The sequence below is a fragment of the Modicisalibacter coralii genome (genome assembly GCF_004117855.1).
Taxonomy (GTDB): Bacteria; Pseudomonadota; Gammaproteobacteria; order Pseudomonadales; family Halomonadaceae; genus Modicisalibacter; species Modicisalibacter coralii.
Genome location: NZ_QWBW01000006.1, coordinates 293,383 through 307,642 on the forward strand (window position 1 = coordinate 293,383; position 14,260 = coordinate 307,642).

The 14,260-nt window shown below is 66.9% G+C and carries 11 protein-coding genes; 7 read left to right on the plus strand and 4 right to left on the minus strand.

What is annotated here, in order from left to right:
* Positions 1 to 2 precede the first annotated feature (2 nt).
* Positions 3 to 470 carry a tellurite resistance TerB family protein gene (locus D0901_RS01910; RefSeq protein WP_129138593.1) on the minus strand — a complete coding sequence of 156 codons (468 nt, stop codon included), beginning with the start codon at positions 468 to 470 and terminating at the stop codon, positions 3 to 5.
* 156 nt (positions 471 to 626) lie between these two features.
* Between D0901_RS01910 and D0901_RS01915 the strand changes: the two genes are divergently transcribed.
* On the plus strand, positions 627 to 1,247 hold the full coding sequence (locus D0901_RS01915; RefSeq protein ID WP_129138594.1) for a rhomboid family intramembrane serine protease: 621 nt from the start codon (positions 627 to 629) through the stop codon (positions 1,245 to 1,247).
* Positions 1,248 to 1,256: 9 nt separating this feature from the next.
* Here the strand turns inward: D0901_RS01915 and D0901_RS01920 are convergent, their stop codons facing one another.
* Positions 1,257 to 1,970, minus strand: coding sequence for a DUF2238 domain-containing protein (locus tag D0901_RS01920; RefSeq protein ID WP_129138595.1), 714 nt, complete (start codon positions 1,968 to 1,970; stop codon positions 1,257 to 1,259).
* Between the two features lie 287 nt (positions 1,971 to 2,257).
* A complete protein-coding gene (locus D0901_RS01930) occupies positions 2,258 to 2,809 on the minus strand; it encodes a DUF421 domain-containing protein (protein ID WP_129138597.1) in 552 nt (183 codons plus the stop codon).
* Positions 2,810 to 2,940: 131 nt separating this feature from the next.
* Here D0901_RS01930 and thiI point away from each other — a divergent pair, with 131 nt between their 5' ends.
* Together thiI and D0901_RS01940 are read left to right on the plus strand one after the other, a co-directional pair.
* Positions 2,941 to 4,416, plus strand: coding sequence for a tRNA uracil 4-sulfurtransferase ThiI (gene thiI / locus D0901_RS01935; RefSeq protein ID WP_129138598.1), 1,476 nt, complete (start codon positions 2,941 to 2,943; stop codon positions 4,414 to 4,416).
* A 153-nt stretch (positions 4,417 to 4,569) separates the two neighbouring features.
* Complete coding sequence (locus tag D0901_RS01940; RefSeq protein ID WP_129138599.1) at positions 4,570 to 5,088, plus strand: Hsp20 family protein; 519 nt, start codon at positions 4,570 to 4,572, stop codon at positions 5,086 to 5,088.
* A gap of 91 nt (positions 5,089 to 5,179) precedes the next feature.
* On the opposite strand, the gene D0901_RS01945 is transcribed toward D0901_RS01940, so the two are convergent.
* Complete coding sequence (locus D0901_RS01945; protein ID WP_129138600.1) at positions 5,180 to 7,531, minus strand: DNA polymerase II; 2,352 nt, start codon at positions 7,529 to 7,531, stop codon at positions 5,180 to 5,182.
* Between the two features lie 357 nt (positions 7,532 to 7,888).
* Here D0901_RS01945 and D0901_RS01950 point away from each other — a divergent pair, with 357 nt between their 5' ends.
* From D0901_RS01950 to D0901_RS01965, 4 genes are all read left to right on the plus strand, one after another.
* Complete coding sequence (locus D0901_RS01950; RefSeq protein WP_129138601.1) at positions 7,889 to 9,088, plus strand: saccharopine dehydrogenase family protein; 1,200 nt, start codon at positions 7,889 to 7,891, stop codon at positions 9,086 to 9,088.
* Between the two features lie 6 nt (positions 9,089 to 9,094).
* Positions 9,095 to 10,252 (plus strand): carboxynorspermidine decarboxylase, encoded by a 1,158-nt coding sequence (gene nspC / locus D0901_RS01955; protein ID WP_129138602.1) that lies wholly within the window; start codon positions 9,095 to 9,097, stop codon positions 10,250 to 10,252.
* A 119-nt stretch (positions 10,253 to 10,371) separates the two neighbouring features.
* A complete protein-coding gene (gene metG, locus D0901_RS01960) occupies positions 10,372 to 12,414 on the plus strand; it encodes a methionine--tRNA ligase (protein ID WP_129138603.1) in 2,043 nt (680 codons plus the stop codon).
* A gap of 205 nt (positions 12,415 to 12,619) precedes the next feature.
* On the plus strand, positions 12,620 to 14,206 hold the full coding sequence (locus D0901_RS01965; protein WP_129138604.1) for a GGDEF domain-containing protein: 1,587 nt from the start codon (positions 12,620 to 12,622) through the stop codon (positions 14,204 to 14,206).
* The last annotated feature ends 54 nt before the right edge of the window (positions 14,207 to 14,260 follow it).

Genomic DNA, 14,260 nt, shown 5'->3' on the forward strand with positions numbered 1-14,260 from the left:
GCTCAATGGCGCGACGGGCCCCGCGCCTCCTGGACCCGCAGCTTGGTGCGAATGAAATCGCTGTGGCGCACGAACAGCAGATCCGCCAGCTTGCGGATGCGATGCTCCTCCTGGGCGTCCAGTTCGTCATCGGCGTAGGCCAGGCGCCACATCAGCTCGACCAGGGCGACCTTGTCGTCGTAGCCGTAGTGCTCGTTGACCAGCCGCACGAACTGGAAGTGATCCACCGCCTGGTCCGTCGCATCCTCGGCGAGTTGCACCAATTCGTCGACCGCCGTAGCGGACAGCGAGAAGCGCGCCATGAGCATCTCGCGCAGCGCCCGACGCTCACGGTCATCGAAGTGATTATCGGCGCGCACGATCTCGCAGAACAGCGCGGCGGTGGCCAGTTCCAGCGTCAGTTCACGCTGACCGTGGTCGTCGGGCACCGCCAGGGCACGGTGGAAAAAGTCCTGAATGGCATCGAGCATGCGTCGGTCTCCTCCTCGGGCGTCGTATCCTATACGACCGACACGAGCCCGGGATGTTGCATGACGGGCGCCACTGACCGCTCCCCGGCATGACACGCTTGCCAGGAGCGCACCGGCGGGTATCGTCGGGGCAACATCGACTCGAATGGAGATTCCATGATCGACCTGACCCGTACCCCGGTCACCCTGGTGCTGATCGTCATCAACGTGGTGGCGAGCCTCTACGTGCTGCACCGCCGGCCCGGGTGGCTCGACAAGCTGGCCTTCAAGCCCGAGCGCATCCTGCGCCACGGCGAACTCTACCGGCTGCTGACCGCCGGCTTCCTGCACGTCCATGGCGCGCACCTGCTGGTCAACATGCTGACGCTGTACTTCTTCGGCCCCTGGCTCGAACTGTACCTGGGTCCGCTGCGCTACCTGATCCTGTACCTCGGCGCCGACCTCGCCGCCCAGGGGCTGGCGCTGATCATTCAGCGCACCAACCGCCGCTACTCCGCGGTGGGCGCTTCCGGGGCGATCACCGGCATCGTGTTCGCCTTCTGCGTCTACGAGCCGTTCCGGATGCTGTACCTCTTCTTCGCCATCCCGATCCCCGCCATTCTCTTCGCCATCGGCTTCGTCGCCGTCTCGATGTACGCGATGAGCCATCGGGGCCCCGGCCAGGCCGGGGGGCTCGCCCACGAGGCGCATCTCGGGGGTGCCATCGGCGGCGTGGCGATCATCCTGCTGCTCGATCCGGTCGCCCTGCCGCACTTCCTCCAGCAAGTGGGTTTGTGAGCCGCATCGTCACTGCCCGGACAGGCGGCGCCGGATCGCCTCTTCGCCGAGCGGCTCGGGATACTTGACGGCGAGACTGCGGCGCCACTCGCGATGAAAGTCACGCTGGGTCGCCAGATTGATGCCCAGCGTGATCAGCATGGCGACCAGCGCCCCCAGGCTGGCCAGCGCCATGTCCTTCTGGGCGTCCCACATATCGCCCTGCGTGCCCAGATAGGCCATGCCGAGATCGCCGCCGAACCACTCGGCGGCCCCCCATTCGAACAGCTCGTAGAGCATCGAGGTGGCCATCACCAACTGCAGCGGGAGGAGATAGCCCCACACTCCACGGGAATCCGCCACGCGAAAGTAGAACTCGCGGATCGGATAGGTCAGCAGCAGGCCGTAGGCGAAGTGAACGACACGGTCGAAGTTGTTGCGCCGCCAGCCCAGCGCCTGGTCGAGGCTGAATCCCAGCCACTGCCGGCACCAGGCGTCATAGGGCACGTTCGAGTAGGTGTAGTGGGCGCCGATCTCGTGAAGGATCAGGAACACCGCGATCAGCGTGTAGGAAACCCGCGATAACGGAAAACGCCGCCAGGACAGCCCCAGCAGCATCACGAAGAGCACGACCAGGACGTTTTCCAGCGCCCAGTCGGCGCGGTCGCTCGGCGCGACGGCGAGCCACGCGGATACGCCGACGAAGATCCCCAGCACGATTCCCCGATACCCGCGTCCGATCATCGTCTTCGCCCCTGGCCATGATTAGGGAAACGCTGCATAAATGCCTGCGCGGACTCGGCGTCCCCAACGAATCGCTTCGTTGCATGGTACTGGGGCGCCAGCCCGGTCGAAAACTCGCCTAACTTCATGTTATGTCTCGTTTTCTGCGTTCCATGCGCCTCGCGCTTCATCCCGCTCGTCGATTTATTCAGCATTTCCTTAGCCGAGCAGTCTACCCCGCGCCGGGGCACGCGACCATTCGGGACTCGCCGCCCGCCATCGCGCCTCATCCCGCGTGCCCGGGTCGTTCACGGCGCTCGGCGGGCGCGATCGGCGCGCCGACCGGGACGCGTCACGTCGGCCAGGCTCGACGCCTCGTCACCCTCGACGCGGCCGACCACGCTCAGCTCGCCGTCGGTCTCGAGGACCACCGCCTCGACCTCGTCCAGCGAGGCCAGACCGGCGGAGCGTACCGCCGCGCGGATCTCCGCCGGCGTCACCCTGGCAACGCGCAGCGCGCGGGGCAGCAGCTCGCCGCGATGCAGCAGCAGGGCCGGCTCGCCGGTCACCAGCCGACGCACCCACGGCAGGCGCACGCTGCTCCAGGTCACCAGATACTGCATGCCGATCAGCAGCGCCAGGGCCAACCCGCCCTGAGCCAGAGTCACGTCGCGACTCAACACGATCGAGGCGAGAATCGAGCCCAGCGCCACGGTGACCACCAGGTCGAAGGCATTCATCTTCGACAGCGTGCGCCGCCCCGATACGCGCAGCATCGCCACCAGACCGATGTAGGCCAGCACGCTGGACAGCGCGACGCGCCACAACGCCGCCCCGCCGTCGAAGAAGATCGGATCCATGACGCCTCCCTGCGATGATCATCGTCCACTCAGCCTAAGCGCCACGCCGGGATGGCGAAAGCCGCGCGGTGGAGCCGCGGCCGGCGGCTTGTTACCCTGTACCGCCCATCCTGACCGCCACCGACACCTCCATGCGCTATCGGGTCAAGCTGTTTCCGGAAATCGTCATCAAGTCGCGCTCGGTCCGTCGCGAGATGGTGCGCAGCCTGCGCAACAACATCCGCAACGCCCTGGCCCGCCACGGCATCGAGGTGCGCGTCCCCGATTGCTGGGATGCCCTCGAGGTACGCCCCCGCGAGGCCCTCGACGATGCCACCCGGGAGACGCTGGAAAGCGCCTTGACCCGCATTTCCGGCATCCACGAGGTGCAGGTGGTCGAATCGCACCCGTTCACCACCGGCGACGCGGCCGCCGAGCGCCTGGTCGCGCTGTGGCGCGACGCGCTGGCCGGCAAGCGCTTCCGGGTCAGCGTCAAGCGCCGTGGCCGACACGACTTCACCTCCGAGGATCTCGAACGCCGTCTGGGCGGCGCGCTGCTCGCCGCCGCCGAGAGCGCTTCGGTGGATCTCGAGCGCCCCGAGGTCGACGTGCGCGTCGAACTCACCGACCGCCAGTTGCGCCTGGTCACTCGCCGCCTGCCCGGGCTCGGCGGCTATCCGACGGGAACCCAGGGTCAGGCGCTGGCGCTGATCTCCGGCGGCTACGATTCGCCGGTCGCCGCCTGGCGCCTGCTGCGCCGCGGTCTCAAGGTCCACTTCGTGTTCTTCAACCTGGGCGGGCCGGCCCACGAACGGGCGGTAAGCGAGGCCGTGCATCGCCTGTGGCGACGCTACGGCGCCTCGCACCGCGTCAATTTCATCAGCGTGCCCTTCGACGCCGTGGTCGACGAGATCCAGCGCCGGGTGCCCGACGGCGTGGCCGGCGTGGTGCTCAAGCGCATGATGCTGCGCGCCGCCAACCGCGTGGCCCAGCGCGCGGGCATCCCGGCGCTGATCACCGGCGACGCCCTGGCGCAGGTCTCGAGCCAGAGCCTCGTCAACCTGGGGCTGATCGACGCCGTCAGCGAGCGGCCGATCCTGCGCCCGCTGATCGCCAGCGACAAGCAGACGATCATCGCCGAGGCCCGGCACATCGGTACCGCCGAGATCGCCGAGGGGTTGCCGGAATACTGCGGTGCGATGTCCCGGCGCCCCAACGTCAAGCCGCGTGCCGATCAGGTCGAACGCGGCGAGGCCGATTTCGATCTCGCGGTGCTCGACGCCGCGGTCGAGGCGGCTACCCTGACCCGCAGCGACCGGCTGGCGACGAGTCGCACCGCGCTGCCCGAGATCGTCGAGATCGACTCGCCCCGGGCGCTGATCGCGGCCGACGACGCCACGGTGATCGACATTCGCCATCCCGACGAGCGCGACGCCGCTCCCCTGGAACTGCCCCACGGCGAACCGCTGGCGATCCCCTTCTTCGAACTGGCCGAGCGCGCGCCGACGCTGCCGGCCGATCGCCGCTACCTGCTCTACTGCGCCCAGGGTGTAATGAGTCGCATGCAGGCCATGCACCTCGCGGACCGCGGACTGCGCCACTTCGGCGTCTATCGCCACACTCAATGATGGTTACATTTTTTTACAAAAAGGCGACTTGAAACGGTTGCACCCGCCCCTACTTCATGAATTGCCAAGCGGCAATGCCTTCCCCAGGGATGCCGCCAAGCGGGTTCCACGTCGGGAAGGCCGAACTTCGCTAACGAGTAGGAGGTGACGACCATGAGTAGCGCATTTTCTCTGGAACCGCTCTTCCGCCATTCGATCGGTTTCGACCGTTTCAACGACCTGTTCGAACGCGCCTTCGACGGCAACGCCAGTACCGGCTTCCCGCCGTACAACGTCGAGAAGCACGGCGACAACGACTACCGCATCGTGCTGGCGGTGGCCGGCTTCAGCGAGCAGGATCTCGACATCCAGCTCGAAGGCGGCGTGCTGACGGTCTCCGGCGCCAAGCCGCAGGCCAGCCAGGACGATACCAAGGTCCGCTACATGCATCAGGGCATTGCCCAGCGCTCCTTCAAGCTGACCTATCGGCTGGAGGACCATATCGAGGTGCAGGGCGCGCACCTGGAAAACGGCCTGCTGACCATCGACCTGCGCCGCGAGATCCCGGAGGCCGAGAAGCCACGGCGCATTGCCATCGGCTCCAGCGAATCCGATGGCTCACGGGTCAAACGCCTGGAAGAGGCCACGACCGAGTCGCTCGAGGAACCGCTGCGCGAGCGCGCCTCGGTCTGAACGTCTCGACCCACGCAACAGGCTGCGTCGGCAAGCGCGCCGACGACAGAATCGGGCCCCGCTTCGGCGGGGCCATGTTTTTTGCAACCGCTCAAAACAGCCCCATCTGCCGGTCGACGAGCGCCGCGAAATCGTCGCCGACGAACGGCAGGATGGCGTCGGCGATGGGCTGGAGCTGACGATACAGATAGTGCTGGTAGTCAACCGGCGAACGATGCGCCTCCAGCGGCTCCGGGCCGGCAATGGTGATCAGATAGCGGATCCAGCCGCCGCTCTGATACTGGCGCGGTCGACCCAGCCGATCGTTGAAGGCGTCGGCCAGGCGCGCGGCACGCACATGGGGCGGCACGTTGCGCTGATAGTCGTCGAGGCGTCGCCGCAGTCGCTTGCGATACACCAGTCGCTCGTCGAATTCGCCGGCCAGGGTGCGATCGACGTAGTCACGCACGAAGTCGCGATACGGCTCGCCGAGGAACACGCGCCGGTAGAGTTCCTGCTGGAAGACCTTGGCCAGCGGCGTCCAGTCGGTACGCACCGTCTCCATGCCCTTGAACGCCACTCGTTCACTGCCATCGGCCTCACGGATCAGCCCGGCGTAGCGCTTCTTGCTGCCCGCCTCGGCGCCGCGGATGGTGGGCATCAGGAACCGCCGGTAGTGGGTCTCGAACTGCAGCTCCAGGGCGCTCTCCAGTGCGTGGTCCTCGCGCAGCCGCTCGCGCCACCAGGCGTTGACGTGCTCCACCAGGTCTCGTCCGATCCACGCCGCCTCGGTCTCCTCGTGGGCTCGCCCCAGCCACACGAACAGCGAGTCGGTATCGCCGTAGATGACGGTATATCCCTGCGCCTCGATCAATTCACGGGTGCGCTTCATGATGGCGTGGCCGCGCAGCGTGATCGACGACGCCAGGCGCGGGTCGAAGAAACGGCAGCCCCGGGAGCCCAGCACGCCGTAGAAGGCGTTCATGATGATCTTCAGCGCCTGGGCGAGCGGTGCATTGCCGTCGCGCTTGGCGGCCTCGCGACCCTGCCAGACCCGCTCGACGATCGCCGGCAGGGCGTGACGCGTGCGCGAGAAGCGCGCCCCGAGAAAGCCCGCCACCGAGTGGGCCTCGTCCGGCTGGTGCAGGCCCTCGACCAGCCCCACCGGATCGATCAGAAAGCTGCGGATGATCGACGGGTAGAGGCTCTTGAAGTCGAGTACCAGCACCGAGTCGTAGAGCCCGGGACGCGAATCCATCACGTAGCCGCCGGGGCTGGCCTCGCCCCGGGTGTCACCCAGGTTGGGGGCGACGAAGCCCAGCCGGTGCATCTGCGGCAAATAGAGATGCGAGAAGGCCGCCACCGAGCCGCCGCTGCGATAGGCGGGCAGGCCGTTGACGGCGGCGCGTTCGAGCAGGAAGTCGATCAGCCGGGTGTGCGCGAAGATCCGCGTGACCAGCTCGCAGTCCTTGAGGTTGTAGCGCGCCAGGGCCGGCTTGTCCTCGGCGAACATGCGCTTGATGTCGGCCATGCGCTGATAGGGGTTGTCGATCGCCTTGCCCTCGCCCAGCAGGGTCTGGGCGACGTGTTCCAGGCTGAAGGAATCGAAGTGCCAGGTCGCCGAGCGCAGCGCCTCGATGCCGTCGACGATCAGCCGCCCCGCCGCCGAGGCGAAGAAGTACCCCGGCTTGTGGCCGTGGGCGCGCCATTCCAGCGCCTCGCCGCCCCGCCCGAATCGCAGTGGCGTGCCCAGCGCCTCGGCATGGCGTTGCAGCACGCGCAGATCGAACTGCACCAGGTTCCAGCCGATGATGACGTCCGGATCGTGGCGCGCCAGCCAGGCATCGAGCGCCTCGAGCAGTTCCGCCCGGCTGTCGCGGTAGTCCAGCGAAAACCCGCCGCCGGCGTCGCCCGGCCCGTTCGCGGGTCCGAGCATATAGACCTGACGCTCGCCGCAGCCCTCCAGGGCGATGGAGTACAGCTCGCCGCGCTCGCTGGTCTCGATATCCAGCGACACCCAACGCAGCCGCGGTCGATAGTCCGGGGCGGGCCTGAGTTGCGTCCCGCTCGCCGCGCCGTGGTCCGCGAAGGCCACCGGCGCGGTGACGAAGCGCTCCATCAGATAGCGATCCGGCGGCCGGACATCGGCCTCGTAGACGCTGACGCCCGCCTCCCGCAGCCGGCGCTCCAGGCCCAGCAACTGACGATACTGACGGCAATAGAGCCCCACGACCGGGCGCCGATGGAAGTCGCGAAGGTCCAGCGCCCGCAGTTCGACGCCCGGCTCGCCGTTGACCATCCGCTCGACGCGGCGGCGCTGCGCGGCCGGCACGAACGCCACCGCCGTCTGTCCGGGCAGACGCAGACGCTGCGCCCCGGCGTCGGTCGCCAGCCAGAGATCGACCTCGATGCCGTCGGGGGTGTCGCGCCAATGGCGGGTCAGGACGAAGCCCAGTCGTTCCACGCGGTTCGATCGCTCCAGGGTTTGCGAAGAAGGGTAAACCGCCACGTCATCCGACCCAAGCGATTCACGGCACGCCCCGTATCGACCGCCCCGCCGATCCAGGCCGCCCGCACGGGTACCCGCCGGCAACGCCTGTGCTAGGGTTGGCGTCAACGCCGTTTCATATTGGCGGTGAAAAATACTTGAGAGCGGCCCCGGACGAGGCCATTATCGGCGCCCTCTCGGCATGCTTGAACGGCCGAGGGATCGAGACCGGGGTGGCATCGGGTCGGGGTGCGCTGCATCTGCATGACAGGTGAGTTGCCCACTACCGATAAGACCTTCACTGTTGACTTTACCCGATCTGGAAGCGAACTCATGAGCAAAGTCCTGATTATTGGTGCCGGCGGCGTCGGCGGTGTCGTGACCCACAAGTGCGCGCAGCACCCCGAGGTGTTCAGCGAGATCTGCCTGGCGAGCCGCAACGAGGCGAAATGCAAGGCGATCGCCGACCAGCTGGATCGCCCCATCCAGACCGCCCGGGTCGACGCCGACGACGTCGAGGCGCTGGTGGCGCTGATCGAGTCGTTCGAACCCGACGTGCTGATTCACGTGGCCCTGCCCTATCAGGACCTGACCATCATGGAGGCCTGCCTGCGTACCGGCGTGCCCTACCTGGACACCGCCAACTACGAGCATCCGGACGAGGCCAAGTTCGAGTACAAGGAACAGTGGGCCTACCAGGAGCGCTACAAGGGCGCCGGCAACATGGCCACCCTGGGCTGCGGTTTCGACCCGGGCATGACCAACATCTACTGCGCCTACGCGCAGAAGAACCTGTTCGACGAGATCCGTACCATCGACATCCTCGATGCCAACGGCGGTGACCACGGTTACCCGTTCGCCACCAACTTCAACCCGGAGATCAACATTCGCGAGATCACCGCGAACGGTCGCTACTGGGAGAAGGGCGAGTGGAAGGTGACCGAGCCGCTGGCCGAGTCGCGCCGGTTCGATTTCGACGGCATCGGCGAGAAGGACATCTACCTGCTCTACCACGAGGAGCTCGAATCGCTGTCCCAGAACATCAAGGGGCTGGAGCGGATTCGTTTCTGGATGACCTTCTCCGAGAAGTACATCACCCACCTCAAGGTGCTCGAGAACGTCGGCATGACGAGCATCGAGCCGATCACCGTGAACGGCTGCGAGATCGCCCCGCTGGAATTCCTCAAGGCGGTGCTGCCCGACCCGGCCTCGCTCGGCCCGCGCACCAAGGGCAAGACCAACATCGGCGTGATCGTCGACGGCATCAAGGACGGCAAGCGCCGCAAGGTGCACATCTACAACATCTGCGACCACCAGCAGTGCTACCAGGAGGTCAAGTCCCAGGCGATCTCCTACACCACAGGGGTGCCGGCGGTGACCGGCGCCATGCTGATGCTCGAAGGGCTGTGGAAGGGCGACGGCGTGTTCAACGTCGAGCAGCTCGATCCGGACCCGTTCATGGCGCGCATCGGCGACATGGGCCTGCCGTGGCAGGTGGTCGAGCTCGATCCCGACGCCGACCCGCTGGCCTGATCGACGATGGCGAATCACGACATCCCGTTCGACATTCAGGCCTGCCCCTCGCCGGCCTACGTGGTCGACGACGCCCTGCTGCGCCGCAACCTGGAGCGGCTGGGCCAGGTGCAGGCGGACAGCGGCGCGAAGATCCTGCTGGCGCTGAAGGGCTTCGCCCTGTGGGACGCCTTCCCGCTGGTCCGTGAGTACCTGGTGGGCACCACCGCCAGCGGCCAGGACGAGGCCCGCCTCGGCGCCGAGACCTTCGGCGGCGAGGTCCACGTCTATTCGCCGGCGTTCACCGCACCGGAGATGGACGTGGTACTGCGCTACGCCGACCACCTGAGCTTCAACTCGCCGGGCCAATGGCAGCGCTTTCGCGACACCGTCGCGGCGGCGCCGCGCCGGGTCTCCTGCGGGCTGCGGGTCAATCCCGAGCATTCCACCGGCAAGGTGGCGCTCTATGATCCCTGTGCGCCGGGCTCGCGGCTGGGCACCCGCGCGGCGAACCTCGGCCCCGGCGACCTCGACGGGCTGGAGGGGCTTCACTTCCACACCCTGTGTGAACAGAACAGCGACGCCCTCGAGGCGACGCTGGCGGCCTTCGAGGCCAGGTTCGGGCCGTATCTGGCCGACCTGCGCTGGGTCAACTTCGGCGGCGGGCACCACATCACCCGTGCCGACTACGACGTGGCGCGGCTGGTGCGGCTGATCCGCGACTTCAAGGCGCGCCATCCGCATCTCGAGGTCTATCTCGAGCCCGGCGAGGCGATCGCCCTGAACACCGGCTTTCTGGTGTGCAGCGTGCTGGACATCATCGACGACGACGTTCCCAACGTGATCCTCGATACCTCCGCCACCGCGCACATGCCGGATGTGCTGGAAATGCCCTACCGGCCTGAGATCATCGGCGCCGCCATGCCCGGCGAAAAGGCCCACACCTACCGCCTGGGCGGCACCACCTGCCTGGCCGGCGACGTGATCGGCGACTACGCCTTCGACGCGCCGCTGGCCATCGGCGACCGCCTGGTGTTCACCGACATGGCCCACTACACCATGGTCAAGACCACCACCTTCAACGGCATCCGCCTGCCGTCGATCTGCCGGGTCGACGAGACGAGCCGCGAGGTGCGCACGGTCAGGACCTTCGGCTACGTGGACTACATGCAACGGCTGAGCTGAGCGTATCCGGGGGGCGGTCCGGCCGCCTCCCGGATGCAGCCGACGAGCAAGCGGGCTACAATCGTGCCTTTCGTCCACAGCGACGCTCATGTCCTTGCGAATCAGCTACTAGAGCCGCCATGCCCACTACCGCGAACGCCAAGCGCAAGATCCTGGTCACCAGCGCCCTGCCCTACGCCAATGGCGCCATTCACCTGGGCCATCTGCTGGAATACATCCAGACCGATATCTGGGTGCGCTTCCAGAAGAGCCGCGGCCACCAGTGCCACTACGTCTGCGCCGACGACGCCCACGGCACCGCCATCATGCTGCGTGCCGAACAGGAAGGCATCACCTCCCAGGCGCTGATCGACCGTGTCAGCGAGGAGCATCAGGCCGACTTCGCGCGCTTCGGGGTCGCCTTCGACAACTATCACTCGACCCATTCCGAGGAAAACCGCCACTTCAGCGAGCTGATCTACACCCGGCTGCGCGATCGGGGCCATATCGCGACCCGCGACATCGAGCAGATGTACGACCCGGTCAAGGGGTTGTTCCTCGCCGATCGCTTCATCAAGGGCACCTGTCCGAAGTGCCGGACGCCGGATCAGTACGGCGACAACTGCGAAGCGTGCGGCGCCACCTACACCCCGGCGGAGCTGATCGATCCGGTCTCGGCGATCAGCGGCGCCACGCCCGAGGTGCGCAGCTCTACCCACTACTTCTTCAAGCTGCCCGACTTCGCGGCCTTCCTGCAGGGCTGGATCAACGACGACCACGTCCAGCCGCAGATCCGCAACAAGCTGATGGAGTGGTTCGAGTCCGGCTTCAACGAGTGGGACATCTCCCGCGACGCGCCCTACTTCGGTTTCGAGATCCCCGACGCCCCGGGCAAGTACTTCTACGTCTGGCTGGACGCGCCCATCGGCTACCTGGCCAGCTTCAAGAACCTGTGCGAGCGCGAGGGACTGGACTTCGACGCCTACTGGCGCGAAGACGCCGACGCCGAGGTCTATCACTTCATCGGCAAGGACATCGTCTACTTCCACGCGCTGTTCTGGCCGGCCATGCTGCACGGCGCCGGCATGCGCACGCCGACCGCGGTGAACTGCCACGGCTTCGTCACCGTCAACGGGGCGAAGATGTCCAAGTCGCGCGGCACCTTCATCAAGGCCGCTACCTACGCCGAACACCTGAATCCCGAGTATCTGCGCTACTACTTCGCCGCCAAGCTGACCGCCGGTGTCGACGACCTGGACCTCAACCTCGACGATTTCGCCTACCGCGTGAATGCCGACCTGGTCGGCAAGGTGGTCAACATCGCCAGCCGCTGTGCCGGCTTCGTCAAGAAGCTCGGCGGCGGGCGGCTCTCCGCCACCTGCACCCAGCCGCAACTGCTGCAACGCGCCATCGACGCCGGCGACGAGATCGCCGGACACTACGACGACCGCGAGTTCGGCCGTGCCATGCGCCTGATCATGGAGATCGCCGACGAGGCCAATACCTACATCGCCGAGGCCGAGCCCTGGGTACTGGCCAAGCAGGAAGGGCGCGAGCAGGAGGTCCTCGACATCTGTTCGGTGGGCATCAACCTGTTCCGCCAGCTGATGGTCTATCTCGCCCCGGTGGTTCCGGCCATGGCCGAGGATGCCCGGGCCTTCCTCAACCTCGACGGCCTCGACTGGGAGAGCCGCCACACGCTGCTCGAGGATCACGCCATCAACAAGTTCAAGCCGTTGATGACGCGCATCGAACGCGACAGGATCGATCAGATGATCGAGGCCTCGAAGGAGGATCTGGCGGTGGAGAAGCAACTCAAGGAAACCCCCAAGGGGCCGCTGGCCGACAACCCCATCGCCGACGAGATCGGCTTCGACGACTTCGCCAAGGTCGACCTGCGCATCGTGCGCATCGCCAAGGCGGAATACGTCGAGGGCGCCGACAAGCTGCTCAAGCTGACCCTGGATCTGGGCGGCGAGACACGGACGGTGTTCTCCGGCATCCGCTCCGCCTACGCCCCGGAGGCCCTGGAAGGCCACCTCACGGTGATGGTCGCCAACCTGGCACCGCGCAAGATGCGCTTCGGCGTCTCCGAAGGCATGGTGCTCGCCGCCGGCGACGACAACGGCATCTACCTGCTCGAACCGCACAGCGGCGCCGAACCCGGCCAGCGCGTGACCTGACGGGCGACCGCCCGCCGGCCGGTGGCGGTCTCGCCACCGGCTGCCGTCACGCATCATCGTTCGGTCGGGCACGGCGTCTTGTCACGCTTGTTTGCCTTTCCGCCTCCCAGCGCGCCTCAACTTCCCCGCTCGGTCGCCGATAGGGATAGTGAGTTTGTAGGAAATCTCTTACAAAACTCGGCCCATTCCTCGACGATGATCCACCATGTCCCGAAGGCTGTCCTCACTGCGCTACCGTTTCTTCCTGGCACTCGGGGGCGTGCTGCTGCTGGCGGTGATGGCACTGGCCGTGATCGCCAAGCTGCTGGTGGTACCGGCGCTGCTCGACAAGGAAAGCCAATACGCTGGCGCCGAACTCGACCGCGCCCAGCGGGCCATCGACAACGAGCTCGAGCATCTCAGCCTGCTGACCAAGGACTGGGCGTACTGGGACGCCAGCTATGAGTTCGTTCAGGGGCGAAGACCCGACTATCTGGACAGCAATCTCGCCGACGGCCTGGTCTTCGAGGAGGACGAGTTGCGGATGATGGTCTTTCTGCATGCGGACGGGTCACTCTACCTGGCGGCGGGCCTCGCCCCCGACGACGACGCCTATCATCTTTGCTACCGACTCGACGGCGCGTGCCGCTGGGCCGCCCCGCTCGTCGACTCGGTACGCCGCCGGGCCCGGGAAGGGTTCGGCGATTCCCGCGCCACCTGGCTGATCGGCAAGCCCGAGCGGGCCATGGTCAGCATGTGGCCGATCCTCGAGAGTGACGGCGGCGGCCCCAGTGCCGGCTGGCTGGCCATGATCCGGGTAATGGACGATGACTGGCTCGCCCGGTTGAACCAGAGCACCGGAGTCGACCTGTCGCTCACCGTGGTCTCGTCACTCGGCCCGCATCGTCTCGGTTCCACCCTGTCGCGCCCGGACACCCAGACCATGCTGGCGACACGCCGCCTCGAGGCCGATCCCGGGCCCTTCGACCTGGAACTGCGGGCACGCCTGCCCCGCGAAAGTTTCCGGGCCAGCCTCGAGACCTTTCGTTTCGCGCTCTACTGGACCCTGGGCCTGCTGGTGGTGGTTCTCGTCGTGGTGCTGGTCCTGCTGGAGACCATGGTTCTCGCCCCCCTGCGCCGGCTGGCCATCTTCGCCCAGCAGGCCCGCCTCGATGGCAGTCGCGAGATATCGTTCATCGCGCAAACGCGCGACGACGAGATCGGCATCCTGTCGCGCGAATTTCGCCACCTGCTCGACCACCAGCAACGCCAGACCTCGTCGCTGGTCGCCCTGTCCCAGCACGATCCGCTGACCGGGCTGGCCAACCGGCGCCTGTTCAACGACCATCTGGACCAGGCCCTCGACCACGCCGCACGCACCCGCAGCTGGCTAGCGCTGGTGATGGTGGATATCGACCACTTCAAGGCTTACAACGACCGCTACGGCCATCCCGCCGGCGACCGCTGCCTGGTAGCGATCGCCCAGTGCATGCAGCGACAGTTCGACCAACCCGGCCAACTGGTGGCACGTACCGGCGGCGAAGAGTTCATGATCGTTCTCCCCGGCTACGCCGAGGGGTCGGGGCTGCATGCCGCCGAAGCCCTGCGCCATGCCGTCGAGGCGCTGGGCCTGCCTCACGCCGACTCGCCGATCGCCAGTGTGGTGACGATCAGCCTCGGCGTGGCGCTCTACTCGCCCCGGGCACCCTGCCAGACCAACCGCCTGATCGCCGCCGCCGATGCGGCGCTGTATGCCGCCAAGCAGGGCGGGCGCAACACCAGTCGCGTGGCGGCGGACGGCGCCACGGCCTGACGCCTCGGCCCGCGCCACCCTCGAAGCGACGTCGACGCGGGGTTACAATGGCGA

Coding starts and splice junctions, on each gene's coding strand:
- D0901_RS01950 (WP_129138601.1), top strand. CDS start 7,889: ATGAGCAAAGTCCTGATTATTGGTGCCGGCGGCGTCGGCGGTGTCGTG.
- D0901_RS01930 (WP_129138597.1), bottom strand. CDS start 2,809: ATGGATCCGATCTTCTTCGACGGCGGGGCGGCGTTGTGGCGCGTCGCG.
- nspC (WP_129138602.1), top strand. CDS start 9,095: ATGGCGAATCACGACATCCCGTTCGACATTCAGGCCTGCCCCTCGCCG.
- D0901_RS01915 (WP_129138594.1), top strand. CDS start 627: ATGATCGACCTGACCCGTACCCCGGTCACCCTGGTGCTGATCGTCATC.
- D0901_RS01940 (WP_129138599.1), top strand. CDS start 4,570: ATGAGTAGCGCATTTTCTCTGGAACCGCTCTTCCGCCATTCGATCGGT.
- D0901_RS01965 (WP_129138604.1), top strand. CDS start 12,620: ATGTCCCGAAGGCTGTCCTCACTGCGCTACCGTTTCTTCCTGGCACTC.
- D0901_RS01910 (WP_129138593.1), bottom strand. CDS start 470: ATGCTCGATGCCATTCAGGACTTTTTCCACCGTGCCCTGGCGGTGCCC.
- metG (WP_129138603.1), top strand. CDS start 10,372: ATGCCCACTACCGCGAACGCCAAGCGCAAGATCCTGGTCACCAGCGCC.
- thiI (WP_129138598.1), top strand. CDS start 2,941: ATGCGCTATCGGGTCAAGCTGTTTCCGGAAATCGTCATCAAGTCGCGC.
- D0901_RS01920 (WP_129138595.1), bottom strand. CDS start 1,970: ATGATCGGACGCGGGTATCGGGGAATCGTGCTGGGGATCTTCGTCGGC.